26 protein-coding genes, 3 pseudogenes and 1 riboswitch are annotated in these 23,849 nt (G+C 69.0%); of the genes and pseudogenes, 17 read left to right on the top strand and 12 right to left on the bottom strand.

Annotation, left to right across the window (positions count from 1 at the left end; genetic code table 11):
• Nucleotides 1–15 precede the first annotated feature (15 nt).
• Genes nucS through LXX_RS00440 form a run of 3 tightly spaced genes read left to right on the top strand, consistent with a single transcriptional unit; the run spans nt 16 to nt 1,866 of the window.
• Entirely contained in the window at nt 16–711 is a 696-nt protein-coding gene (nucS, locus tag LXX_RS00450; RefSeq protein ID WP_011185183.1) for an endonuclease NucS, read from the top strand.
• A complete protein-coding gene (locus tag LXX_RS00445; protein ID WP_011185182.1) occupies nt 711–1,130 on the top strand; it encodes an SseB family protein in 420 nt (139 codons plus the stop codon). Before nucS ends, LXX_RS00445 begins: the two co-directional genes overlap by 1 nt.
• 37 nt (nt 1,131–1,167) lie before the next feature.
• Nucleotides 1,168–1,866 (top strand): HAD hydrolase-like protein, encoded by a 699-nt coding sequence (locus LXX_RS00440; RefSeq protein WP_011185181.1) that lies wholly within the window; start codon nt 1,168–1,170, stop codon nt 1,864–1,866.
• A gap of 29 nt (nt 1,867–1,895) precedes the next feature.
• Here LXX_RS00440 and LXX_RS00435 read toward each other — a convergent pair whose 3' ends face one another.
• The 5 genes and pseudogenes from LXX_RS00435 to LXX_RS16030 all read right to left on the bottom strand — a co-directional run bounded on the left by LXX_RS00435 (nt 1,896) and on the right by LXX_RS16030 (nt 7,921).
• Nucleotides 1,896–3,794: a BglG family transcription antiterminator gene (locus LXX_RS00435; protein WP_011185180.1), complete on the bottom strand. Its 1,899-nt coding sequence runs from the start codon at nt 3,792–3,794 to the stop codon at nt 1,896–1,898.
• Nucleotides 3,795–4,234: 440 nt separating this feature from the next.
• Complete coding sequence (locus LXX_RS00430; RefSeq protein WP_011185179.1) at nt 4,235–5,350, bottom strand: acyltransferase family protein; 1,116 nt, start codon at nt 5,348–5,350, stop codon at nt 4,235–4,237.
• Complete coding sequence (locus LXX_RS00425) at nt 5,347–5,637, bottom strand: hypothetical protein (RefSeq protein ID WP_141692789.1); 291 nt, start codon at nt 5,635–5,637, stop codon at nt 5,347–5,349. The genes LXX_RS00430 and LXX_RS00425 overlap by 4 nt, the downstream gene beginning before the upstream one ends.
• Nucleotides 5,638–5,645: 8 nt before the next feature.
• Nucleotides 5,646–7,508, bottom strand: coding sequence for a glycoside hydrolase family 97 catalytic domain-containing protein (locus LXX_RS16035; protein ID WP_041766836.1), 1,863 nt, complete (start codon nt 7,506–7,508; stop codon nt 5,646–5,648).
• Nucleotides 7,400–7,921: pseudogene (locus tag LXX_RS16030) on the bottom strand (glycoside hydrolase family 97 N-terminal domain-containing protein). Before LXX_RS16030 ends, LXX_RS16035 begins: the two are co-directional and overlap by 109 nt.
• 280 nt (nt 7,922–8,201) lie before the next feature.
• On the opposite strand from LXX_RS16030, the gene LXX_RS00410 reads away from it, so the two are divergent.
• The 6 genes from LXX_RS00410 to LXX_RS00385 are packed head-to-tail and all read left to right on the top strand — an operon-like array spanning nt 8,202 to nt 13,632.
• A complete protein-coding gene (locus tag LXX_RS00410; protein WP_011185178.1) occupies nt 8,202–8,558 on the top strand; it encodes a PTS sugar transporter subunit IIB in 357 nt (118 codons plus the stop codon).
• Complete coding sequence (locus tag LXX_RS00405) at nt 8,551–8,817, top strand: HPr family phosphocarrier protein (RefSeq protein ID WP_011185177.1); 267 nt, start codon at nt 8,551–8,553, stop codon at nt 8,815–8,817. Before LXX_RS00410 ends, LXX_RS00405 begins: the two co-directional genes overlap by 8 nt.
• On the top strand, nt 8,817–10,523 hold the full coding sequence (gene ptsP, locus LXX_RS00400; protein ID WP_041766831.1) for a phosphoenolpyruvate--protein phosphotransferase: 1,707 nt from the start codon (nt 8,817–8,819) through the stop codon (nt 10,521–10,523). The genes LXX_RS00405 and ptsP overlap by 1 nt, the downstream gene beginning before the upstream one ends.
• A complete protein-coding gene (locus LXX_RS00395; protein WP_011185175.1) occupies nt 10,520–12,034 on the top strand; it encodes a PTS mannitol transporter subunit IICB in 1,515 nt (504 codons plus the stop codon). The genes ptsP and LXX_RS00395 overlap by 4 nt, the downstream gene beginning before the upstream one ends.
• Entirely contained in the window at nt 12,031–12,468 is a 438-nt protein-coding gene (locus LXX_RS00390) for a PTS sugar transporter subunit IIA (protein WP_011185174.1), read from the top strand. Before LXX_RS00395 ends, LXX_RS00390 begins: the two co-directional genes overlap by 4 nt.
• A 12-nt stretch (nt 12,469–12,480) precedes the next feature.
• Nucleotides 12,481–13,632 (top strand): mannitol-1-phosphate 5-dehydrogenase, encoded by a 1,152-nt coding sequence (locus LXX_RS00385; RefSeq protein ID WP_011185173.1) that lies wholly within the window; start codon nt 12,481–12,483, stop codon nt 13,630–13,632.
• A 111-nt stretch (nt 13,633–13,743) separates the two neighbouring features.
• Here LXX_RS00385 and LXX_RS15010 read toward each other — a convergent pair whose 3' ends face one another.
• On the bottom strand, nt 13,744–14,037 hold the full coding sequence (locus LXX_RS15010; RefSeq protein WP_041766829.1) for a hypothetical protein: 294 nt from the start codon (nt 14,035–14,037) through the stop codon (nt 13,744–13,746).
• Between LXX_RS15010 and LXX_RS15005 the strand changes: the two genes are divergently transcribed.
• The 5 genes from LXX_RS15005 to LXX_RS00360 all read left to right on the top strand — a co-directional run bounded on the left by LXX_RS15005 (nt 14,009) and on the right by LXX_RS00360 (nt 18,605).
• Complete coding sequence (locus LXX_RS15005) at nt 14,009–14,494, top strand: glycoside hydrolase family 38 C-terminal domain-containing protein (RefSeq protein ID WP_223227672.1); 486 nt, start codon at nt 14,009–14,011, stop codon at nt 14,492–14,494. The two genes, LXX_RS15010 and LXX_RS15005, sit on opposite strands and share 29 nt — an antisense overlap.
• 9 nt (nt 14,495–14,503) lie before the next feature.
• Nucleotides 14,504–14,704 (top strand): glycosyl hydrolase-related protein, encoded by a 201-nt coding sequence (locus LXX_RS14695; protein WP_223227787.1) that lies wholly within the window; start codon nt 14,504–14,506, stop codon nt 14,702–14,704.
• A gap of 164 nt (nt 14,705–14,868) precedes the next feature.
• Entirely contained in the window at nt 14,869–15,495 is a 627-nt protein-coding gene (locus LXX_RS00370; RefSeq protein WP_262967457.1) for a response regulator, read from the top strand.
• Nucleotides 15,496–15,509: 14 nt separating this feature from the next.
• Nucleotides 15,510–17,180 carry a hypothetical protein gene (locus LXX_RS00365; RefSeq protein ID WP_223227671.1) on the top strand — a complete coding sequence of 557 codons (1,671 nt, stop codon included), beginning with the start codon at nt 15,510–15,512 and terminating at the stop codon, nt 17,178–17,180.
• Between the two features lie 327 nt (nt 17,181–17,507).
• Entirely contained in the window at nt 17,508–18,605 is a 1,098-nt protein-coding gene (locus tag LXX_RS00360; RefSeq protein ID WP_223227670.1) for a hypothetical protein, read from the top strand.
• Here the strand turns inward: LXX_RS00360 and LXX_RS00355 are convergent.
• The 3 genes and pseudogenes from LXX_RS00355 to LXX_RS00350 all read right to left on the bottom strand — a co-directional run.
• Nucleotides 18,602–19,648 carry a YihY/virulence factor BrkB family protein gene (locus LXX_RS00355; protein ID WP_011185169.1) on the bottom strand — a complete coding sequence of 349 codons (1,047 nt, stop codon included), beginning with the start codon at nt 19,646–19,648 and terminating at the stop codon, nt 18,602–18,604. The genes LXX_RS00360 and LXX_RS00355 overlap by 4 nt on opposite strands.
• Nucleotides 19,638–19,844, bottom strand: a complete 207-nt coding sequence (locus LXX_RS13085) for a DUF3618 domain-containing protein (RefSeq protein WP_068981816.1) — start codon at nt 19,842–19,844, stop codon at nt 19,638–19,640. The genes LXX_RS00355 and LXX_RS13085 overlap by 11 nt, the downstream gene beginning before the upstream one ends.
• A 73-nt stretch (nt 19,845–19,917) precedes the next feature.
• Nucleotides 19,918–20,199, bottom strand: a pseudogene (locus tag LXX_RS00350) (phage holin family protein); the annotation flags it as partial.
• A gap of 199 nt (nt 20,200–20,398) precedes the next feature.
• Between LXX_RS00350 and LXX_RS00345 the strand changes: the two are divergent.
• The 3 genes from LXX_RS00345 (at nt 20,399) to crcB (ending at nt 21,863) form a co-directional block, all read left to right on the top strand.
• Nucleotides 20,399–20,923, top strand: a complete 525-nt coding sequence (locus LXX_RS00345; RefSeq protein WP_041766823.1) for a universal stress protein — start codon at nt 20,399–20,401, stop codon at nt 20,921–20,923.
• Nucleotides 20,924–20,995, top strand: a riboswitch (Fluoride riboswitch). It begins immediately after the preceding gene.
• Nucleotides 20,996–21,060: 65 nt separating this feature from the next.
• The gene (locus LXX_RS00340; protein ID WP_223227669.1) at nt 21,061–21,453 is read left to right on the top strand and encodes a fluoride efflux transporter FluC; all 393 of its coding nucleotides are present in this window, start codon (nt 21,061–21,063) and stop codon (nt 21,451–21,453) included.
• Nucleotides 21,450–21,863, top strand: coding sequence for a fluoride efflux transporter CrcB (gene crcB / locus LXX_RS00335; RefSeq protein ID WP_011185165.1), 414 nt, complete (start codon nt 21,450–21,452; stop codon nt 21,861–21,863). The genes LXX_RS00340 and crcB overlap by 4 nt, the downstream gene beginning before the upstream one ends.
• On the opposite strand, the gene LXX_RS00330 is transcribed toward crcB, so the two are convergent.
• From LXX_RS00330 to LXX_RS00320, 3 genes and pseudogenes are all read right to left on the bottom strand, one after another.
• Nucleotides 21,832–22,185: a nuclear transport factor 2 family protein gene (locus LXX_RS00330; RefSeq protein ID WP_041766820.1), complete on the bottom strand. Its 354-nt coding sequence runs from the start codon at nt 22,183–22,185 to the stop codon at nt 21,832–21,834. The two genes, crcB and LXX_RS00330, sit on opposite strands and share 32 nt — an antisense overlap.
• A 202-nt stretch (nt 22,186–22,387) precedes the next feature.
• A complete protein-coding gene (locus tag LXX_RS00325) occupies nt 22,388–22,723 on the bottom strand; it encodes a ParB family protein (RefSeq protein WP_176714751.1) in 336 nt (111 codons plus the stop codon).
• Between the two features lie 96 nt (nt 22,724–22,819).
• Nucleotides 22,820–23,836: pseudogene (locus LXX_RS00320) on the bottom strand (NAD(P)/FAD-dependent oxidoreductase); the annotation flags it as partial.
• Nucleotides 23,837–23,849: the final 13 nt, after the last annotated feature.

Below are 23,849 nucleotides of genomic sequence, written 5' to 3'. Positions count from 1 at the left end.
CCCTAAACTTGTCCGGTGCGCCTCGTGATTGCCAACTGCTCCGTCGACTACGCGGGCCGTCTGAGCGCCCACCTGCCGCTCGCCAAGCGGCTGCTGATGCTCAAAGCCGACGGCAGTATGCTGGTCCACTCCGACGGCGGCTCCTACAAGCCGCTGAACTGGATGAGCCCGCCCTGCACGCTCGCGGTCGACAAACCGGACGAAGCGCAGCGCGAGGCCGGCGTCACACAGCTCTGGCGCGTCAGCCAGGCGAAGACTGCGGACATGCTCGTCGTCTCGATCCACGAGGTGCTTCACGACTCCGCGCACGAACTCGGGATCGACCCAGGCCTGCAGAAGGACGGTGTCGAGGCGCACCTGCAGAAGCTGCTCGCCGAACAGATCCACCTCCTCGGCGACGGGCATGTTCTGGTGCGCCGCGAGCACATGACGGCGATCGGGCCGGTCGACATCCTGGCCCGGGACGCCGCGGGCGCGTCGGTCGCCGTGGAGTTGAAGCGACGGGGCGACATCGACGGCGTCGAGCAGCTGACCCGCTACCTGGAGCTCATGAACCGGGACCCGCTGCTCGCCCCGGTGGCCGGGGTCTTCGCCGCCCAGGAGATCAAGCCGCAGGCCCGCACGCTCGCCGAGGACCGCGGCATCCGCTGTCTCGTGCTGGACTACGACGCGATGCGCGGGTTCGACAACAGCGACAGCAGGCTGTTCTGATGGGCGCCCGGGGCCGGTTCCCCCCGAGCTACGAGAACGTGCCGGTGCGCAAGGCGCTGGCCGTCATCGCCGCCGAGCCCACACTGGAGAACCTGGCTGCGCTGCTCGCCGCCGCGAAGAAGGGCGGTCTGGTGGTGGATGTCACCGGCTCCGGCCCGGGGGAGGTGCGGCTGCGCACCATCGGCTCCACGACCGGCGAGGCTGTGCTGCCGCTCTTCACCTCGATGAGAGCATTGCGCGCGGCCGTCGGCGGCGCAGCGGGCGGGGGGACGCGCGTGCAGGCGGTCATCGTCCCCGGCCCGGAGGCGCTCGGGCACATCTCTTCGGCCGATTTCGTCGCCGTGCAGTTCGATCCCGGAACCCCGCACGCACTGGTGGTCGCCCGCTCACATATCGAAGCCGCTCTCAGCGAGCGCTGAGAAATCATTCATATAGATCACATACCCTGGGACCGCCATGACTGACCCGACCAGCACGACCGAACCGGCCAGCGCGCCCACCGTCACACGCACCTGGACCTGCGTCCTCTTCGACCTCGACAGCACCCTCACAGACTCCGCCGCGGGCATCACCTCCTCGCTGGCGCACACGTTCGAGACCATCGGCCTCCCCGTCCCGGCGCCGGCCCAGCTCGTCGAGTATGTCGGGCCCCCGCTCCTCGACTCCCTGCAAAGCATGGCCGGCCTGACCGAAGCCGGGGCCCGCGACGCGCTCACCGCGTACCGCGCACACTACGCGGAGCACGGCGCCCTCGACAGCGCGGTCTTCCCCGGCATCCGCGGCCTCCTCCAGCGGCTGAGCGCCGCGGGTGTCCCGCTCGCGGTCGCGACCAGCAAACCCGAGACCCAGGCGGTCCGCATCCTGGAGCACTTCGGACTCGCTCAGCATTTCGAGGTCATCGCCGGCGCGACCGACGAAAGCCGCAGCGCCAAGGCGGATGTCGTGGCCGAGGCCCTGCGCCGCCTCACCGCGGCCGGCGTCGGCATCGGCCACGCCGTCATGGTCGGCGACCGCCTCTACGATGTGGAAGGCGCCGCCGCGCACGGCCTGCCCACGATCCTGGTCGAATGGGGCTACGGCTCCCCGGCCGAGGCGGCCGGGGAGATCGCGGTCGTACACTCGACCGATCAGCTCTCCGCGCTGCTTCTGGGCTGACCGGAGGTTCCGCCGAGAGGAGCGCCACGCTAGGCGTCGATGATCCGCACGAGTTCGTCGATGAAGGCGGTGAAAGTGTCCGCGCGGCGGATCAGCCCCCGCACCGCCTCCGGGTCGGAGAACACCTCGACGAACTGGTCGAAAACCGTCTGAAAGGCCGCACGGCCGCCCTCCGAGAAGGCGATGAAGGCGATGACGTTGACCCGGGCGTCCCCCCAGTCCATCGCCGTGTCATTGACGACGATCGCGATGGCCGTGCGCTTGGCGGTCATCGTCATGGCGTGCGGGACGGCGAGCGTGTCGGTGAAGGCCGTCGAGGACATCTGCTCGCGCTCCACCGACTGCTCGACATAGGCGCTGTCGATGGCGCCGGCGGCGATCATCCGATCGCCGAGGGCGCGGATCATCGTGAGCGGGTCGCGAGCGTGGAAGTCGCGGAGGAAGAGGCTCTCGTCGAAGTACTCGAGCAATTCGCTTTTGATGCGCGCGCGGCGGCGCTGACGGCGGATGCGGGCGACCGACTGCCGGATGCGCCCGATGTCCGTCTCGGTGAGGAACGGCTGCACGATCACCGCGTTCTCCCGGTGGCCACGGGGGTCGATGGTGGTGAGGACGAGGTCTTCCCCGATGACGTTCCAGTCCGCGTCCGCCGACGTAATCACGTTTGTAATGTCCAGTTCGTCGCCGAGCGCCCTCTCCAGACGCTCGCGGAGGAGGATGTGCATGTCGTAGTAGTTGGGGCAGACGACGGCGCAGGTCACAGCATCCCGCCGCCGCGACTGCTGCTCCAGATGCGCGCCGACATGCATGGCGATGTACGCGATCTCGTCATCGTTGACCGCGATGCCCTCCGCCGCCTGCAACCGGCTCGCGATGTAGACGGCCAGTTCGTAGATCATCGGGTACGCGCTCTTGATGGAGCGGGTGAGCGGATTGCGCGAGTAGCTCTTCTCGTGAGCTCGGGCGACGAGGTTCTGAAGGTGCAGCGTAAGGCGCACGATGAAACTCTCGTCACGCAGGTCCACCAGGTACTCGGCGGAGGCACTCGCCACGATGCACCGGACGGCGGCAAGATCCTCGTCGCTCACGAACTCCGCGAGCGTGTCGCGCGCACCCGGAACGATGACCCGGGTGCGCAGCAGGATAGCGAGGGAGCGCAGTTCGACCGGATCGAGCTGCGCTCCGAAGTGGTGCAGCACGAGTTCCCCCAGGTCCACGGCGAGCGCACGGATCTCGTCGCTCACCTCGGGGTCGGCGGTGGCGGGCAAGACCCGGTCTTTGGCGACGCGGTCGAGGGCGACGGCCATGTGCAGGAGCACATCGTTGATGCCGTACTCGTTGACGAAGAAGCCGCGCGCATCCAGTGTCTCGACCAGATCGTCCTTGAACTCGGCGAGCCCGCGGGAGGAAAAAACCTCCTGTATCCGGGCGATGTCCACGACGCTCTGCGTCATCTCGTCCCGGAACAGGCGGCTGATGAGCTTGCGCCTCGCGATCTCCGGTCCGGTCAAGCGGACGACGGCGCCCTGACGTTCCAGCGCCAGTTCGGTGCCGGAGAGCAGCCCCCGGATGCGCGTGAGGTCGGACTCGATGGTCGAGTCGGAGACGAACAGACTCTCCGCCGTCTCGTAGACCTCGACCCCCTCCGGTGCGTCCAGCAGCCGGCGGACCAGGAGCACGAGACGCTCCTGCGGGGAGCCGGCCGTGGAATCCGGGGAGGCCATGCCGGCGAGGGAGGCGGCGTAGGCGTCCGGACGCACGCGATATCCGTCCGGGCCGGACTCGATCAGTTCGCCGAGCGCGGCAGCGTAGCTGCGGATGCTGCGGGTGGTCACGCCGAGGTCCCGGGCTAGTTCGGCGGCGGTCACCCAGGCAGCACGCCGCGAGAGGATGCCGAGCATCCTGGTCCGCTTCGCCGAGAGAGCCACCGGAGACCGCCTTTCCCACCGAGTCAACCACCTGAATCCCTGAGTCACCCTGGTGTTCGGAGGGTGTTTTGCTGGTGTCAGCCGGCTTGTCCGACCGGTTCGTTGCGAGCGTAGCCGAGTTGTTCGATCTCGAGAAGTGTGAGGTCATCGATCGAGCCGTGGGCGCGCTCGGTGTCGAACGGTGTCAGTTCCTGCCGGACTGGCGACCGTGGCGGTTGCATCGGCGCACCCAAGCCACCACAGCGAAGATGCCCGCAACAACGATCACAGCTTGCAGCACCACAAGCGTGTTCCAGAGAATCATGAGGGCAACTCCTTAGTTGTCGTTCCAGCCGAATCGCGCCGAGCCACCACTCACCGTGATTAGCAGCAAAAATACGGTGGTGTGCGGCACCGTACACATCTGAGGCGTGTGCCGGCGGCATCGTAGAATTATCTCCTCAGCGGCAGCAGGGCCTGCAGCGCCCGGATCGGTGCGGCCAGTGCGACCGCGAACAGACGCCGCCACATCGGCGCCGCCGCACGCTCGACACCGAGGTGGACCGCGGCCGCCGCCGCCAGCACGACAGCAAGGGCGATCCCGTAGCCGGCCCAGGAGCATCGACCGAACCGAAGGCGTTGAGCAGGGCGTATCCGAACACAGCGTGGCACAGATAGATCGGGTAGGTGAGCCCGCCCGCGAGCCTGCTGCCCGGGATGCGCCAGGCAGCGATTCGACTTGTGGTGAGGACGAACACGAGCGCGTACAGTGCCGCGACCGCGACCGCGAGGACGACGGGGTCGACCGCCCCGGGGTCGGACTCCTGCGCCCGGCGGACGGTCGCCGCCGCCGATCCGGCGACGCTCGCAGCGAGGGCGACCGCGCGCAGCGGCGTCCAGCCTGTGTACGCGATCATGGCGATGAGGGCGCCGCCGGCGAACAGCTCGAACAGTCCGCCGAGAAGCGGCAGCCCCGCGATCCGGGGCAGGAAGAGCGTCGTGGGGAGCATGGCGATCGCCCAGACCGCGAAGAACGGCTCCAGCCACTCGCGACGGCCGGCCAGCAGGAAGAGGAAGACGAGGGCGTAGAACTCCAGCTCCAGGGTGAGCGTCCAGTACACCCCGTCCAGCTGCGCCTGCCCGAAAGCGGCCGGGGCCATCGTGAGGTTCGCGAGCAATCGCCCGAGGATGCTGGGAAGGCTCGCCTGGGCCGTGACGAGCAGCGGCGCCGGCGTCAGCAGGACGCCCGCCCAGAACGCCGGATAGAGCCGGGTGGCCCGCCCCGCAGCGAAGGAAGCGGCGTCGCGACCGCTCGCGGACAGAAAGATCACGAACCCGCTGATGAGGAAGAACAGCTGCACCCCGAGATTGCCGTAGGCGGCGAGCGCGGCGACGGGCGCGGGCGCGGCGAACGCCACCTCACCGTACCGGGGTCCCCAGAAAAGCCAGTGGTACGAGACGACGCTGAGCGCCACCAGCAAACGCAGACAGTCGAGGGCGGCGAGCCGTGCGCTGGGAGCGGCGGACGGGACGGGCGCATCGCGTGCGACGCTCGCCAGAGCGGGGCCGCCCGTCATTGCCAGACTCGTATCTCGTCGAAGTCCGGCGCATACCAATCGCTAGGCGCCTTCAGCACGATCGTGTTGAGTCCAGCGACAAGATCGACGATGACGGTCTTCGTCGCGACCCCGTTCCAGTTCACACTCTCTGCAAAATCGACCCGGCGTAGGTTAGAGCCCTGGACCCCCACGAAGGCCGAGCGGCCGGCAGCTCCGTTCGTGAAGCGAAGTTCGACCGTGGTCGGCCCGGATCGATGCGCGACTACGGGGAATCTAAGCTCCGCATCCTTGACGAGGTTGCCCACCTTCTGCCCTATGCACGCACCCGGGGCGCACTCGGACACGGCAGCTGGCTTCGTCCTCGCCGTAGTCGGATCCTCGGCCTGATAAGCGCGGAGCAGGGTGACGCGGTCAATGTCAGGAGCGTACCAAGAATCACCGAGAACGATCGTGTGCTGACCAGGACCGAACGAGAGCGGGTATCGATCGAGCGCAGCACATCCCATCCGATCGGCACCCCGGAGGCAGCTCCGGAAACCGGCGACGTGACGCGGACCGGCACACCATCCACAGTCACGGTCAGGCTACGCGGTTCGCCGAGCAGGTAGGCGACGCGAAGACGGTAGTCGCCTTCTGCCTCTACGCCAGAGAACGTCATTCGACCGCCGACGCCAAGGTAGCCGACCTTGAAGCCACCCGAGCAGGTCACGCACGGATCGATGCGCGCCGCACCGCTGAGGGTCGCGGTCTCGGCCTCCAGCACCCGATCCGCCGACGGCTCGACGGACACGGCGACCCCGGGAGTGAGCACGACAGCCGCGCCACCATGCAGGGCGACGTTCAGCGAAAGCCGATCGTCCGCCGTGACCGTGCGCCTGCTCACTGCGACAGAGGTCCCATCGGCACCATCGGTGTAGCTGGTCGCAGTGTAGGCACCCTCTCCAAGGAAACCGAGCGGAACGTCGACCGTGCGCGCAGCGTCGTCGATCGCGGCGACCCGCCACGTCTCGCCCGAACGCCGGGCGACGGCAACATGGCTGTCGGGCACCGCGTCGAGGAGGAGGCTCTGATCCCAGACAGTCGGCGCATCGGCCAGGTAGCCCCAGCCTGCCCAGCCCTCGTAACTGTTCGGCGAATCAGCAAGTGTCGTTAGGGCGGAGGGGATGACGGTGGTCAACGCGAGCTGATGCGCCTGGCTGACATTCGGCGCACCGCCGATCGCGAGGGCATCCGGTGTATAGTACGCGCTGCCCAGCAGACCGCGCGTGACGGCCGCGTTTACATTGTCGGCAGCCGATTTCGGCGCACGCATCTTGTACCATTCGTCACCGCCGATCGCCTCGCTGGTAAAGATGTTGGGATAGGTCCGATCCTCACCACCCGGCTTAGTCGCTCCGTGCAGGCTGAGTACGAGCTTCGACGACGCGGCGGCGCGCGCCAGACGCGGGTAGAAGGCCATCGTTTCGGCACGATCCGAGTCAAAGAAATCGACCTTGAGCCCGACCACACCGGGAACCGCGTGTTCTTTGACAGCGGTCGTCAGAGTGGCCTGGTCAAAGAAACTGCCGTCCGGGTTCCGGAACTCGTTCTTGTGGAGCCAGGCGATCACACCAACCCCGTGCATCCGAGCGTAGACGCCGATGGTCGCGATATCCGCCCAGGAGCTGTAGCCCAAGTCTGCGACGACATACGGGACGCCGAGCCGCTCGGCGGCGTCGATGTACTGCTGGTGGAGCGCGATGTAGTCCGGCGACGAGTTCGTCCACCACGGCCAGAGCGCCGTACCCGGACGGATCCAGCTCGCCGCCTCCGGTGCGAGCGTGCCGCTCGGAGCGTCGTTGAGATCTGCCAGGATGCTTCCCTCGGCCAGCTCCGCGAGCGATGAGCCGAGCTCGATGACACGCCACGGGGTCTGCGCACCCGCGGCGACAGGAACCCGCACCGCACCAGCGCTCGTGTCGAAGACAGAGCGGTCCGGGCCCGGGAGCTGCACGCGCAGCACACCGTTCGCGCCGCCGTCGAGCCGGACGGCGGGATAGCTCCCGCCCGCGTAGACCGCAGCCTCGGTCAGCAGCATCCACTGGCTCCCGCCGGCTGCGCTCGCGAGCAGGGGCATGGCCATCCTGCGCCCGGCGAGGTCGGGCACCGCACTGCGTTTCTGCGCGTTCTCGTACATCCCCGGGCCGGTGTAGTCGGCCGCCCAGGTACGGCGTCACCGGAGAGATCGAAGGCCTTGGCCTCGCCGATCACCGCCGTCTCCGCGGTCGGGAGGCCGTAGCGAAACGCCACACCGTCGTCCGAAACCCGCACCACGACCGTCAGACGCGAGGCACCCTTAGCATACTGAAGCGTCAGTTCCTAGGCGGTAGAGCAGACGACGGCGTTCACTCGGGCTACCGTAGCATACTCCTGCACGATGGTCTTCCGGGCCTCCGAGAGCAGCGTCAGTCCGGTGGAGAGATCTCCCACCACCGTCACAAGCCCCAGTCGCACAGCATCGAGGACGGTGATCCCGTCGCGGCGCACGTCCAGCCGAGGCTGACCGCCATCGTTCGAGATTGTCGCCTGGATCCGGCCATCCGGTGACACGACGATCGAACCGTCCGCTGCCGAAGCGGGCGCTAGGCCGAGAGAATGCGATCATGGTCGCGAGGGCAACCAGGCGATGGATACTGAAGCGCACAGTCAATAATCCTTCTCATAATACTGGTTAAGTAAACCTGGCGTTGTTAACCCGTGGGAAAGACTCTTCCGCCACCCCGGAAAGTTCTTTGTTTGAGTGTCAGCGTCCGCCGGGCGACGATGGACGGCGATCCACCCGTTTCACACGCTCCACTGCTCCCGCTCCCCCCAGAAAGGCATGAGGTCGATGAAGATCGTCGTCGTCTGCGGCGCTGGCGCCTCCAGCGCATTCGTCGCCATGAAGCTGCGCACCGCCGCGGCCGATCGGGGGGTGGATGTCGCAGTGTCCGCGGGCAGCACGGAACAGCTCGCCTCCCTCGACGGCATCGATATCGTGCTGGTCGGGGCGCACCTGGAATCGTCCGTCCCCGCGCTGCGCGACAGGACCGCCGGCACAGGAACCGCCATCGTCGTGCTCCCGCCCGTCTCCCCCGCCGCCCTCGACGGCGCGTGGACACTCGACCTGGCTCTCGGCGCGAAGCGCGACAGGAGAGCGAACGACCCCCTGGTCACCCCACCCGAAAGGAACCACACCAATGGCTGAGCGAATCATCACCGTCGGATCGAGCCACGGGCTGCACGCCCGCCCGGCGAAGCTCTTCGTCGAAGCGGTCAACGCCACCGGGGCGAAGGTGCAGCTGACGAAGGAGGGCGGCAAGACGGTCAACGCCGGGAGCATCCTGGGCGTCATCTCGCTGGGCATCGACCACGGCGACAAGATCGTGCTGACCACCGACACGCCCGAGGGCGAGGCCGTGCTGGACGGTCTGGCGGAGATCCTCGCGACGGACCACGACGCCTGATGTCCGCCACGACGGAGCTGACCGGAGCCGGCATCGGCCAGGGGATCGCCCGGGGCCGCGTGCTCCGGATGTCCGAACCGCTGCCCGAGCCAGCCGACGCGCCGAGCGCCCGCACGCCCGGGGAGGAGAAGGCCCGGGTGGCGGATGCCGTGGCCGCCGTGGCCGCCGACCTGCGCGCCCGCGCCGGCACGGTGACCGGCGCCGCCGCCGATGTGCTCGAAGCGCAGTCGATGATGGCCGAGGACTCGACCCTGGCCGACGACGTCTCCTCCCGCATCGACAGCGGCAAGACCGCCGAACGCGCGGTGTTCGAGGGCTTCGCGGTCTTCCGCGACATGCTCATCGGGCTCGGCGGCTATATGGGGGAACGCGCGACCGACCTGGACGATGTCTCCCAGCGCGTCATCGCCGCCCTGGAAGGCCGCGCCGCGCCCGGCGTCCCCGAGTCGGACGAGCCCTACGTCCTGGTGGCCCACGACCTCGCCCCCGCCGACACCGCCCTGCTCGACCTGGACAAGGTGCTCGGCCTGGTGACCCGCGAAGGCGGACCGACCTCGCACACCGCGATCCTGGCGCGCGAGAAGGCAATCGTCGCCATCGTCGGCGTCGCGAGCGCGGACACCCTGACCGATGGAACCGAGGTGATCGTGGACGCCAGAGCCGGAATCGTGACGGCCTCGCCAGACACCGCCCAGAGCGCCGAAGCACAGCGCCGCATCGACGAGCGCGCCGCCGCGCTGTCGGGCGGCCTGGGGCCGGGCGCCCTCGCCGACGGCACCAGCGTCCCGCTGCTCGCCAACCTCGGCTCCGCGGAGGGCGCCGGGAAGGCCCTCGCCGCGGGAGCGGAAGGCGTGGGGTTGTTCCGCACGGAATTCCTCTTCCTCGACCAGCGCCTCGCGCCGACCGTCGAACAGCAGCGCGAGCAGTACGCAGCGGTGCTGCGGGCGTTCCCCGGCCAGAAGGTCGTGGTGCGGGTTCTGGACGCGGGCGCCGACAAGCCGCTCGAGTTCCTCAACGACGCGCACGAGGACAACCCGGCGCTGGGCCTGCGCGGCCTGCGCGCGCTGCGCTCGAACGAGGACATCCTGCGCGAACAGCTCACCGCCCTCGCGGAAGCCGACGCGCAGACCGGCGCCGACCTCTGGGTGATGGCGCCGATGGTTTCCACCGTCGAGGAGACCCGCTACTTCGTCGAACTCGCGAGCGAATTCGGGCTGAAGACCGCCGGTGTGATGGTCGAGGTCCCTTCCGCCGCGCTCCTCGCCGGGCGGGTGCTGCAGAAGGCCGCGTTCGTCTCCATCGGGACGAACGACCTCACGCAGTACACTCTCGCAGCCGATCGCCTGCTCGGCTCGGTCGCCAGTTTCCAGGACCCGTGGCATCCCGCCGTGCTCCGCCTCATCGGGGAGACCGGCAAAGCCGGCGCGGCGACCGGCAAACCGGTCGGGATCTGCGGCGAGGCCGCGGCCGATCCGCTGCTCGCAGTGGTCCTGGTCGGACTCGGCGCCACCACCCTCTCGATGTCGACCACGGCCATCGCCGATGTGCGGCTCTCCCTGAAGCGCTACACCCTCGAACAGGCCCGCGGGCTTGCCGAGATCGCTCTGGCCGCCGACGGCGCAGCCGAAGCGCGGGAAGCGGTGCGCCTCGCCGCGACCGCCTCCACCTCCCCTGCACATCCCGACAGAAACGAGGCACCAGAATGACAACGGCGGCAGAAACATCGGCGACGTCCACCCCGAAACAGCCAGGAACCGCGCGCGTCGCGGTCCAGCGCTTCGGCACATTCCTCTCCAGCATGGTGATGCCGAACATCCCGGCCTTCATCGCCTGGGGCATCATCACCGCGCTGTTCATCCCGAAGGGGCCGTTCCCCACCGAGAGCATCGCGAGCATGGTCGGCCCGATGATCACCTACCTGCTGCCGTTGCTGCTGGCCAACACCGGCGGCCGGCTCGTCTACGGCGTGCGCGGCGGCGTGGTGGGAACGATCGCGGCGATGGGCGTCATCGTGGGCTCCGACATCCCGATGTTCATCGGCGCGATGGTCATGGGACCGCTCGGCGCCTACCTGATGAAGCTGGTCGACAGGATCTGGGAGGGGAAGATCAAGGCGGGCTTCGAGATGCTCGTCAACAACTTCTCCGCCGGCATCCTCGGCTTCCTGCTCGCGATCGGCGCTTTCTTCGGAATCGCACCGCTCGTGGAAGGACTGAGCAAGGCCCTGGAAGCGGGAGTCGACTGGCTCGTCTCGGTACACCTGCTGCCGCTGGTGAGCGTCCTGGTCGAGCCAGGCAAGGTGCTGTTCCTCAACAACGCGATCAACCACGGTGTGTTCACGCCGATCGGAACGCTCGAAGCGCAGCAGGCCGGCAAGTCGATCCTGTTCCTGATCGAGACCAACCCCGGCCCTGGCGCGGGCATTCTGCTGGCCTGGGCGATCTTCGGGCTCGGCGCGGCGCGCGCCAGCGCTCCGGGTGCGTTCATCATCCAGTTCTTCGGCGGCATCCACGAGATCTACTTCCCCTATGTGCTGATGAAGCCGATCCTCATCGTCGGCGCGATCCTCGGCGGAATGACCGGGGTCGCCGTGAACGTGGCCTTCCAGACCGGGCTGCGCGCACCGGCCGCGCCGGGGTCGGTGTTCGCGATCTTCGCCCAAGCTCCGGTGGAGAACATGTTCGGCATCGGCCTCTCCATCGTCGCCGCTGCCGCCGTCTCGTTCGCCTTCAGCGCGATCGTGCTGCGCGCCAGCCGCAAACGCGACCTCGATTCCGGCAACGCGGGCGATCTCTCGGCCGCTGTCGCCCAGACCGAGGCCAACAAGGGCACATCCTCCTCGGTCCTGGGGGCTCTGGTCCAGGAGGGCGAGCACGGCACCGACGACGCGCAGGGTGAGGCAACGGGCCGTCTGGTGCGGACCATCGTGTTCGCCTGCGACGCCGGGATGGGATCGAGCGCGATGGGCGCGTCCGTGCTGCGCAAGAAGATCGAGAAGGCGGGAGTCACGGGGGTGACGGTGACCAACCAGGCGATCAGCGCCCTCGACGGCACCGCCGATCTCGTCATCACCCAGCAGCAGCTCACCGACCGCGCCAAGGGACAGTCGCCGGACTCGCTGCACGTCTCGGTCGACAATTTCATGAACAGCCCCCGGTACGACGAGGTCGTCGACCTTGTCAAGCAGCAGGAGACCACAGAGGACGCCGGCAAATGACCGACACGATTCTCGACCGGGCGAACGTCGTGGCCGCGGGCGCTGCGACCACGCGGGAGGAGGCGATCCGGGAGGCGGGCGCACTCCTCTTGGCCGCGGGCGCCGTCGAGCCGGGCTACACCGAATCGATGCGGCAGCGCGAGGAGACCGTCTCCACCTTCATGGGGAACGGCCTGGCCATCCCGCACGGCACCAACGAGTCCAAGGACGAGATCAAGCGCTCGGCACTCTCCTTCGTCCGCTACTCCTCGCCGCTGGACTGGGGCGGCGAGGAGGTGCGGTTCGTGGTGGGCATCGCCGGGCAGAACGACGAGCACCTGGAGATCCTCTCGAAGATCGCCATCCTCTTCTCGGAAGAGGACGATGTGCGCAGCCTGATCGAAGCCCCGGACGCGGACGCGCTGTTCGCTCTCCTCAGCGACGTGAACGAGTAGGGGACAAGAACGATGAAGGCCGTCCATTTCGGCGCGGGGAACATCGGCCGCGGCTTCGTGGGGCTGCTGCTCCACGAAGCCGGGTACGAGGTCGTCTTCGCCGACGTCAACGCCGAGCTGATCGAGGCGCTGGCCGCAGCGGACTCGTACGATGTGCGTCTCGTCGGCGACGAGACGGTCACGAAGACCGTCACCGGGTTCCGCGCCCTCAACAGCGCGACCGCGGAGGATGAGCTGGTCGGCGAGATCGCGACCGCCGACGTGGTCACCACCGCGGTCGGGCCGCGCATCCTGCGTTTCGTCGCCCCGGTCATCGCCCGCGGCCTCGGGGCCCGGGCGTCCGGCGCCCCGCGCCTGGTCGTCATGGCCTGCGAGAACGCGATCGGCGCGACCGACCTCCTGGCCGCCGAGCTGATGGACGGCCTGCAGGACGGCGACACCCGCGACGAGCTGGCCGCCCGCGCCGTGTTCGCGAACACCGCCGTCGACCGGATCGTGCCCGCCCAGGACCCCGCCTCCGGGGTGGATGTCACCGTCGAGGCGTTCTTCGAGTGGGTCGTGGACCGCAGCCCGTTCGCGGGTGCGGAGCCGCCCATCCCGGGTGCGCACTTCGTGGACTCGCTGGGCCCGTACATCGAGCGCAAGCTGTTCACCGTGAACACTGGCCACGCGACCACGGCGTACACCGGCTTTCTGGAGGGTGCGGCCACGATCAGCGAAGCCATCGCCAAGCCGTCGGTGCTGGCGACGGTGGAGGCGGTGCTGGAGGAGACCTCCGCTGCGCTGACCGCGAAGCACGGCCTCGACCCGGAGGAGCTCGCCGAGTACCGCGCGAAGATCCTGAACCGGTTCCGCAATCCGCACCTGGTGGACGAGGTGACCCGCGTCGGCCGCGAGCCGCTGCGAAAGCTCGGGCGCAACGACCGCTTCATCGGCCCGGCCTCCGACTACGCCCGGTACGTCGGCGGCGCCCCCTCCGCCCTTCTCGCCGCGGTCGGGGCGGCGCTCCGCTTCGACCTGCCCGGGGACAGCCAGAGCGCCGAGCTGCAGCAGCTGCTGCGAAAGACGGAGCCTGGCGGCATCGTGACCGAGGTCATGGGCGTCGAGCCGGGCGACGCGCTGTACGAGCCGCTGGTCGCGGTCGTGCGCACCGCCCAGGGCTGACCCCCACACCGCGCCACCCCGACCCCCAGCTGTGCCGGAAAAGGGAGGACACTCCGCCTCGATGGGCGGGAGTTTCCTCCCTTTTCCGGCACCCGGCTACGGGCGCGCGCCTCAGGCCACGAACACCCACAGCAGCGCGACCATCCCGAAGCAGACTATCGAGAGGATGGTCTCCAGCACCGTCCAGGTCAGCAGCGTCTGCGGAACCGTCATGTTGAAGTAGCGCTGCACGATCCAGAACCCGCCGTCGTTGACATGCGAGAGGATGATGGAGCCGGCCGCGATGGCGATGCCGATCAGCGCGAGCTGCGGCTGCGAGAAGTCCCCGGCCATGACGACCGGCTGCATGATGCCGGCCGTGATGACGATCGCCGCCGTGGCCGAGCCCTGGGCGATGCGCAGCACGCAGCTGATGCGGATGCTGAAGCTCGCCTTCCCCGTGGACGTCCACACGGCCTCGGCCCGCTCCGAGATCCAGTTCGGCCACCTGGAACGCCCTACCCACACCAATACGAGCTGGGATGTCGCCCGTTTCGAGACGAGCGCGCACCGCTGGGTGCATGTCGGCGAGAGCGGTTTCGGGGTGGGTATCGCGAACGACGCCACATATGGCCATGACATCACCCTTCATGAGCGCGAGGGCGGCGGCACGTACTCTCTGGTGCGGCAGACACTGCTGCGCGCTCCGGTCTTCCCCGATCCGGAGACCGACCAGGGCGAGCACACCCTGCGCAGCGCGATCGTCGTCGGAGGGGTGGAGACCGCCATCGAGCAGGGCTACCGGCTGAACCTCCCGCCGCGCCCGGCGACGGTCGGGGTGGAGCCGCTGGCGGTTTCGAGTTCGTCTGCCGCGGTGATCTAGACGGTCAAACTGGCCGAGGACGGTTCGGGGGACGTCATCGTGCATCTCTACGAGTCCCGCGGAGCCCGCGCGACGACGACGGTCGCGGCGGGATTTCCGCACCGGGGGATTCAGCGCACCGACCTGCTCGAACGCGAGCTCGGCGCCGCGGAAGCGACGCTCACCCCCCGTCCCTTCGAACTCGTCACCCTGCGTTTCAGCCGCGGGTGAGCCGCCCCGCCCCGGGCCGTGTCATGTCCGGGGCGGGTCGCCTGCGCACGATCCCGTTGCGCTCGCCGGACCCGAAAAGGGGTGGGGAGTGGAGGCAGCGCGTTTCCCCCAGCCGGGCTAGTGTGGCGAGCGTGGTGGCGGAAGTGTGGCGCAGGAGAGTGCTGGTGGTGGAGGACCATGCCCTGATGCGCTCGCTCGTCGCCGATGCCTTCCGTCAGCGCGGCTTCGAGGCATCCTCGTTCGGCTCCGCCGCCGAAGCGCTCGCCTCCGCCGACGAGTTCGACCCGGACCTTCTCGTGACCGACATCGATCTCAGGGTGCGGCCCAACGGCGTCGAGCTGGCGACCATCCTCCGCGAGCGAGCGCCGCACATCGCTGTCCTGTTCCTCTCCAATCTGTCGCGCGAGGCCGCCGCCGCCGCAGAGAGGGGCACGGTCGAGGGAGCTTCGTTCGTCAACAAGGCCGCGATCGACTCCGTCGATGAGCTGGTGGATGCGGCCGACTCGGTTCTCGCGGACCGTCCGGTCTCGCGCGTCGAGCCTCGTACCGGTGCGCAAGCCGTCCTCCTCCGGCTCAGCCCCGCTCAGCTGGAGACCACACGGCTGCTCGCCGCGGGTCTGACCAACGCGGAGATCGCCCGCCGCCGCGGTGTCTCGGTGCGCGCCGTGGAGAAGAGCGTGGAGCGCGTCTTCCAGACGCTCGGACTGTCCGCCGGCGAACGGACCGCCCCGCGTTTCGCTGCCGCCACTCTGTACACGCTGACCTTCGGGGACGCCGGCAGCGGCCTATGAGAAAGCTTGGCGCTGTGCGTGCCCGTCGGCTCATCGCCCGGGCGACGGGTCCCGCTGCGATCACCTGGTGGACCTGGCTGGTCACGGTGCCCTTCGCGCTGACCGTGATGTCTGGGCTTCAGTACGTCACCGGCGACGCTTGGGCCGTCACGGCTGTGGCGTCGCTGGTCCATGCGGTCGTGGGCGCGTTGCTGCTCGAGGGGAACGCCGTGCTGCGGGTGATCCGTGGCTGGGTGCGCGTCTTGGTCGTCTTCCTGATCTTCGCGGCGATCGGCGTTTTGCGGCCGCTCCTCTTTCTCGTGTCTGGGGCGGTGCTCGACATCGACGTGCAGCCCGGGAATTTGCAAGGCCGCATCCTGATCAGCAGCGTCATGACCGTCACGCTTTTCGCGCTGATCGCCGTCGTCGTCGACCTTGTGCGCGACCACTTGGGTGTCTACCGACGGCTCCGCGCTGCTCAGCGGGCATCGGCGGTGGACGCGGAGCGCGCCGTAGAGCGTTTCCGCGAGCTGCGCCACTCGGCGGTGGAAGCGGTGCTCGACCATCTACAGGAGGCGGCTGACACGGCGGAGCAGGACGGCATCAGCCCTCCCGATGCGGCGCGGCTGCTGCGCGGCCTCGCCGAGCAGGTCGTCCGGCCGGCGAGCCACCGGCTCTACGACAGTGCAGAGCCGGCGCCGGCGCCGGGAGAAGGGGAAATCCGGGTGCGCCGCCGCGACTGGGGCGCTTCCGTGCTGGGGCATCTGCACGCCGCTCCGCCGTTCCTGCTCGCGCTCGTTTACACGGCGCTGGTCACGCCGTTCGGACTGCAGCTGTTCGGGCCGGGGTCCGTTCTGCTGCTCGGGACGGGGCTGGTGGCAGTGTGGGTGGGCAACAACCTGCTCGCTTGGCTGGTCGAGGCGACCGCGCCGGCGCTGCGGATCGTTGTGCTGCTGCTCGGCTACCTGGCGATCGGGACGCTGCTCGCGGCCACGATGATGCTGGTCGTGCAGGGCATCGGCACCCACCCGCGGCTCGTCTGGTTCGAGGCGGGGACGTATGCGATCTTCGGCCTCGGGGTCTCGCTCGTCGCTTCGCTCTCGTCCCGCATCCGGCAGGATCAGGGCGAGCTGGAGGCAGCCGTCCAGCTCAAGGTGGGGACGGCCGCCGAGCTGCGCGCCGCCTACGATCACGAGCGGTCCACGCTCGCGCGCCTGCTGCACTCCGGTGTGCAGGCGGAGCTGATCGCTGCGGCGCTCGCGCTCGGGACCAGTGACGGAGAGGACGCCTCCGGCGAGCTGCGCGCCGTGGTTGAACGCATTCGCGCCGAACTGCTCGTGCCGCGTCCGGAGCCGGACCCCGCCGAGCGGATCTCCGCGCTGGTGGAGAGCTGGGGGTCGGCCATCTCCCTGCGGGTGGAGATCGGCGCCGAGGTCTGGGATCGGCTGCGCGATCCGGTGCGGGCGGAGACCGTGGTCGATGCGATTTCGGAGGGCCTGGCGAACGCTGTGCGGCATGGGGACGGAACCCAGGTCACCCTGGAGGTCCGACCGCAGGGGCCAGCCGGTGTCGCTGTGGTCGTCACCTCTGGGGGCGTGCTCACCGAGGCGGGGCCGGGGATCGGACTCCGTCAGCTCGCGGAGCACGGCGCGGTCGTGCTCCGCGAAGAGGCGGGGCGCGTTGAGTTGGCGGTCGCCATCCCCTAGCCCTTCGCGGTCGCCGCTGTGTCGTATCAGCCGTACCCGCTCCGGACTGGATGCGTGAGCATCGGTATTTTCTTTTTATCGGAATCCAGCGATCCGACACCACCGGGATGGGCGCTTCTGCGTGACCCGAACATGTGCGAAGCGCCCCTCGCCGGCTTCTCCGATCCGGACGCATTCGTTTGCATAGAGACAACGCCCAGGCGAATGCGGTAGAAAGGGATGCGAAGCACTCCGCTCCGCTCGGTGCTTTCCTCTGAACCGCCCTCAGGAAGCCGATTGCCCCAGTCACCGGAATCTCTGCGGCCTCGCCGCGGTTTTCGCGGACCCGTGAGGAGGGATGCCGGCCAGCGGAATCCGCTGATCGCCGCCCCGGTTCAGCACGCCGCCTCGGCTGAGGATCTGATCGCTGCGCTCGAAGAGGCTGCTGAGCCTGCTGGGCACGCGGCCACCGGCGCACCGGCGATCCCCGCCGTCGCACCCGCGGCTCCCGAGTCGTTCAGCCGTCGCACCGCACGGGCGGCCGAGCGCGCCAAGGGACGTGGACGCCCCGTTCGTGAGCGCCTCGTCGCGACGCTGTCGCCCGCCGTCGCGACAGCAGCGGCTGCGCTCCCGTCCCGCAAGGCTGCCCGGGTGGCCGGGCCGCGGCGTGTCAGTGCGTCGCAACCGGCTCATCCCCCTTCGCGCACCCGCCGCTGGAGCTCCAAGACGGTCGTCGTCCTCGCTCTGGCCGCGTTCTTCGGAACCGCCGCGCTGCCCGCCTACGCCACGACCGGCGAAGGCTCGGCCGTCGGCGCGGCCCGCACCGCGCTCGCCGTGCAAACGCTCGCCGGCGGGGACACGGCTGCCCAGCTCGTCTCCCGCGACACCCTCGGCATCTCGGAGGCGCCGCAGACGCTGACCTCCACCACAAACAGCACCGTCTCGCCGAGCGTCCAGGCGCTCGCCATTCAGCTCATGGGCGCTGTGGCTTCCGGTCGTCTGGTCGGTTCGACGCCGAACCACCTCCCGGAGATCGCGAACCTCGCCGCAGGCAAGGCTGTCCCCGGCTGCGGTGTCGACTACCGTGTGCTCCAGGCCATCTCCATCGCGCTCGACCACTTCGCTCAGGCGGGCGTCAGCGACATCAACCGTCGCTGCACCGGTCAGATCGAGGGCGCGGGAACAGAGTCCGCCCACTACACGGATGGCGGCGGCCACGCCCTCGACTTCTACCTCCTCAACGGCTCACCGCTCACCGGCGGCGATGCGAAGTCCATCCAGCTCATCAAAATCCTGGACCCGCTGGTCCCGTCCGGAACCGGCCTCGGCCAGATCGAGTGCCGTCCCTCGATCCGCCTCGGTGCTTTCCAGCCGTTCAGCGACTCCTGCGATCATCTGCACATCGACTTCCTCAAGGCTCAGGGCGCGACGCTCCGCTACGGCTAGCGGTTCCCCTCAGCCGTCCGCGTCGAACGGGTCTGCCCAGATACGCTGCCGCGGGAGCGCCGCCTGATCTCGCGGGCGGCGAGGATCTCGCCGGCCTCGGCATCCCGTGCCTTCGCGATCGCCGCGTCGGACTTCAGCGGCAGGAGGAGCCGGCGCTCCGCCTCTTCGCCCGCGATCAGTTGGCGCGCGCGCTCGATCTCCGAGTCGAGTTCGGCGCCGAGGAGGAGCGCGACGTTGGCGATCCAGATCCACAGCAGGAATACGATGACGCCGGCGAGCGCGCCGTAGGTTTTGTCGTAGCTGCCGACATTCGCGACGTAGAAAGCGAACAGGACCGAGGCGACGCCGAGCAGGACGATCGCCGTGAACGACCCGGCGGTCAACCAGCGGAACCCGGGCCGCTTCACGTTCGGCGTCGCCGAGTAGAGCAGGGCGACCAGAACGACCAGCGCGACGGCCACGGCCGGCCAGCGCAGGATCTCCCACGCGGTCTGCGCCGCATCACCCAGCCCGATCGCCCCGCCGATTGTGCGGGCGATCGGACCGGACACCACCAGCACGACGGCCACGATCGCCACCAGTGCCACCGCCGCGACGGTCACACCCAGCTGGACCGGTCGCAGAACGAACGCCGAGCGGCCCTCCTCGACGCCATAGACCCGGTTGAGCGCGCGGCCGAAGCCACCGACGTACCCGGACGCCGACCAGAGGGCGCCCACGATGCCGATGACCAGACCCCAGCCCGTCGCCGGCGAGGTGGAGAGCGCTTCGATCGGACCGTGAGCGACATCCAGCATCCCGGGCGCCAGCTGGTCGGCCATCCCGAACAGCGCGTCGATCCCGGTCTTGCTCTGTCCGACCAGACCCAGGACGCTGACCAGTGCGATGAGCGCCGGGAAGAGCGCCAGAACGCCGAAGTATGTGAGGCCCGCGGCGAGGTCGGTGCAGGCGTCCCGGCCGAACGAGCGGAGGGTGCGCTTCAGGATGTGGCCCCAGGGCAGCCGCCCGTGCGGAACCGCGGTCCGCGGCCGATCAGCGCTCACGCGCGACGCTCTGGTACAGCAGCGTTGCCGCTCCGCCGAGCAACCCGGCGAACAGGACCATCGCAACCATCGGGTGCGAGCGGATCTGCACGCGCGGGTTGAGTGTCGCGAAGAGGTCGTCGAGGGTTCCCGCGAGTTCCTCCCGGGTCTCCTCGAGCTCCAGCTTGAGTGTGTTGATTCCTTTGGCCGGGCTCACGGACGCTCTCCTTTCTCAGTGCCTGCGCGTCGGCCTTCAGTTCGGAGCCGATGTCGTCTGCCACCGGCGGCAGCCCACGCTTCAGAGCAGCGCGGCCGACCAGCGCCGCGAGCGCGGCGACCGCGATCAGGAGGCCCGCCACGATCAGCGCAGCCAGCCAGCCGGGAACGATGAGTGCGAAAGCGAGCACTGCCGCGGCAATGAGCACCCCGGTTGCGAAGAACGCGAAGACCAGCGCGCCGGCGAGAAGCCCCGCGCCGATCCCGGCGGCTTTCGCCTTCGCGGCCATCTCCGCCTTGAACAGCGCGAGTTCGGCGGAGGCGAGGCGCTTCAGCTGGTCCAGCGCGGCCTTCATTAGTGTGGGAAGCGAGCGTAGCCCTCGTGTCGTGTACCGTCGTTCGCGGGGGAGCGCGGCTTTCCTGTCGATCGCCGTCGGCCGGTCGGTCATCTCGGCTTCCTTCCCGTGGCCGTCTCCCCACCGCCCGACCGTACCCCAGCACCGCGGCCACAGGAAGGGCCCGGCCAGCCGGCCGCGAATGGTACACACTAGGGGTATGAGCGGCAAAGGCAGCGCCGGTTCCGGCGTCATCGTCGTGGCGGTCGTCCCCGGTCAGCCCGTGATAGTCCTGGAGCAGGCCGCCCGGCTCGCCGGCGACCTCGGCGTTCCGCTGGTCTGCGCAAATGTCGATCCCACCCGCTACCTCGTGCCGAACGGCGTGGACGGCACCGTTGTCGCGCTGCCGTTCGACCCGGACCTTCCCGAGGCCGGCGAGGAGGCGTTCGACGCGGAGCTGGAACAGCGCATCCGGGAGACTCTGGAGGGCTGCCGCGTCCCGTTCGCCCTGCGGCAGCTTGCGGGCGACCCCGCCTGGGCGCTGGCCTGTCTCGCGGACGAGGTGGATGCCCGCTACATCGTGGTCGGGACCCGCGAGGCCGGCCTCTGCGGCAGCGTGCGCGAGTTCTTCACCGGTTACGTCGCCGCGCACCTCGCGCACCGGCAGCACCGGCCCGTGGTCGTGGTGCCGCTGGCCCCGATCTCCGGCGGTGAGAAGCTGCCGTGGGAGGGCCGACCGGTATAGTGGCTCTGCGGCGATGGATCTCGCCGGGGCGCTGACCGAACCGTGATGGCCGCTGATAGTTCCTGCGCTTCTCTCCGAAGGGTGGAATCTGTTTGTCCAGGAGGTCCTCGTTTCCCGTTCACTTGCACGGGCGTTCCATGCTGCTCGTCTTCGTCGGCGGCGCTCTCGGCACGGCCGCCCGCGCTCTGCTCTCGGCGGCGGCGCCGACGGTCGCGGTCATCTCGGTGATCACGTTTGTGATCAATGTCATCGGCGCGTTCGTCCTCGGCTGGTTGCTCGAGTCGCTGGCGCTGCGCGGTCCCGATGAGGGGCGACGTCGGGATGTGCGCCTCTTCGCCGGCACCGGAGTTCTCGGCGGGTTCACGACCTACAGCGCGTTCGCGGTGGACACCGATGGGCTGATCGTCGCGTCGAACGTGGGCGGCGGCATCCTGTACGCGGCCGCGACCATCGCGATCGGGGCCGCCGCATACCTCGCGGGAATCGCGCTGGGGGCGGCGATCGGATGCCGCCGCGGGGTGAGCGCGTGACGCCGCTGGTCGTGCTGGCGGTCGCGATCGCCGGTGGGCTCGGCGCGGTCGCGCGACTCGTCCTCGACGGTGTGCTGCGCAGCCGGGCGCCCGTGAGCTTTCCCCTGGGCACGACGGCGATCAACGTCACCGGCTCCTTCGTGCTCGGACTGGTGACGGCGCTCGCGCTCGGGCACGGGCTGCCGCCGGAGTGGCGGGCGATCCTGGGCACCGGGTTCATCGGCGGATACACGACGTTCTCGACCGCGAGCTACGAGGCCGTGAGGCTCGCACAGCAGCGGCAGTACCGGGCAGCTCTGTTAACCGGCGTCGGGATGATGTTTCTCGCGCTGGGCGCAGCGGGGCTGGGACTGTGGCTGGGCGGGCTGGCTGTAGCGCCTACACCTCCTGCTCCATCCACCACTCTGTGAACTCCTCGGCGCGCCCGTCCGGAGCCAGCGCGATCACCCACAGGTTGCTGTAGGTCGGACCGTCGCGGTAGTCGGTCACGCCTTCCACGAAGTAGGTCGATCCGTCCTTGCCGGCCAGCCGCCAGCCGAACTCGGCCGCTCCGGGATCGTCCTGAGCGTCCAGCCAGCCCTCGACGATTTCGAGGTGGCCGACCCAGGGTTCCGCGAACGGCTCCGTGCGGTAACTCGCGTCCTCGGTGAAGAGGTACCGGATGTCCTCGGGGTCGTTCGACTCCCAGGCGCGCCGATAGCGGTCGATCCAGATCGTGATCGCGTCGGCCATGCCACCGTTATACGCCCTGGAACTCCCCGCGCACCAGAGCGGACCGTCGATCGTCCGAGTGTGCTTCGGCCGTCGCGCGGAGGGCAGCGATATCGGCGAGCCGTGGGGGCGAGCCATCGTTCGGGTTGGGCTCCGCGTTGCTGTCAGCAGTGTGTGTCGCAGTGGGGGTGACGGGGGGCCACAGCGGGACGTCCAGTACCCGTCAGAACCCGATGGGCCTTCCGGGAGAGAGGGGCTCGTCGGTGCCGGTGAACTTCTCGCCGTCGTTGTAGGCGGCTTCGCGGCGTTCGACCTCGGCGAGGAGAGCCTTGTTGAGCATCTCGGACCAGCTGCTGTCCTTCTCCTCGAAGGACGTGGAGCGGTAGGCGGCGCGCGCCCTGTTTCTGAGCCCTTCGCTCAGATAGAAGGTGATCGTCGTTCTCTTTGCCGTCGTCGTCGTGCCCGCGACGGTGGTTGGCGCGACGCGGAATTCCGACGACGCGGGCGCGGCAGACGCCGGTGACTCGACTACCGTAATCGCCTCTGTGTTCGGATTCATGGGGGACCTCGCAAAATATTGCATGTGGTAATGTCTAGTTCCAGATACTATACGGGTTGTTCCAGAAAAAGTCACCCTTTCGAGTGTCGGGTGTTATTACTGTGACAATCGTTCCACGATCGCGCCGAACAGCGCGGGCCTTGCGGCGGCGGTCGGGACGATGCGCGGCCGGAGCCGCGAACGGGCCGCGATGACGAGTCCGGTGGTCAGTGTTCTGAAGTCTTTCGTACTGGTTCGCCAGGCGCGTTCGTACTGCCTGGAATCCCCTGAACGTATGGCGGCGACGGCCGCGCGTGCCTGTGCGAAGCCGACGCGCATCCCCTCTCCGGTGAGGGCGTCGACGTATCCCGAGGCGTCTCCGACGAGGAGCACGCGACCGGAGGTGCGTGTACGCGAGCGTTGCAGCAGGGGGCCCGCACCGCGCGGATCGCTGGCAGGCGGCGCGCCATCCAAATGAGCGGCAAGAGCCGGAACGGTGCTGATGATGGCTTCCTGGTCGAGGGGGCGGGGCCCGAGAACCGCCACGCCGATGGTGCGATCGTCCACGGGAGTCACATACACCTCCGCGGTGGGGGACCAGTGTACTTCCACGAGATCGGTCCACGGTTCGACGGTGTAGTGGCGGCGGACGCCGAAGCGACGGCGGGACTCCGGCTGGGGGCGTCCGCCGAGTTCGAGCAGGCGGCGCAGTGGCGAGTGCAGGCCGTCGGCGGCGATGACCCAGGGCGCCGAGAGCGTGGAGCGCTCGCGCCCGAGGGTGAGCATCGTTCCCGAGGAGGCGCTCGTAACGCCGGTGACACGATCGTGGAGTGTGTGAGTCCCGAGTTCGGCGGCGCGCGCGGCCAAGGCCGAGTGCAGCGCGGTCCGCCGCACACCGCGCCCAGGACGCTCCTTGAACCGGTGCTCGGCTCGCGAAGCGGCATCGAGGTAGGCGATACCGGCGAGGGTCCGCCCCGGCGGGTCGACGCCGAGGCGGTGCAGTGCGGCGAGGGAGCCGGGCATGAGACCCTCGCCGCACGCTTTGTCGATCGGCGCGCTGCGCGGTTCGACCACCAGCACATCCATCCCGAGCAGGCGGGCTTCGATCGCGCAGGCGAGCCCCACCGGTCCGCCGCCGACGACGATC

Origin of the sequence: Leifsonia xyli subsp. xyli str. CTCB07, assembly GCF_000007665.1 — a bacterium.
Taxonomy (GTDB): domain Bacteria; phylum Actinomycetota; class Actinomycetes; order Actinomycetales; family Microbacteriaceae; genus Leifsonia; species Leifsonia xyli_C.
The sequence above is the reverse complement of the archived record's forward strand: the minus strand, read 5'-3'. Positions and strand labels throughout refer to the sequence as shown.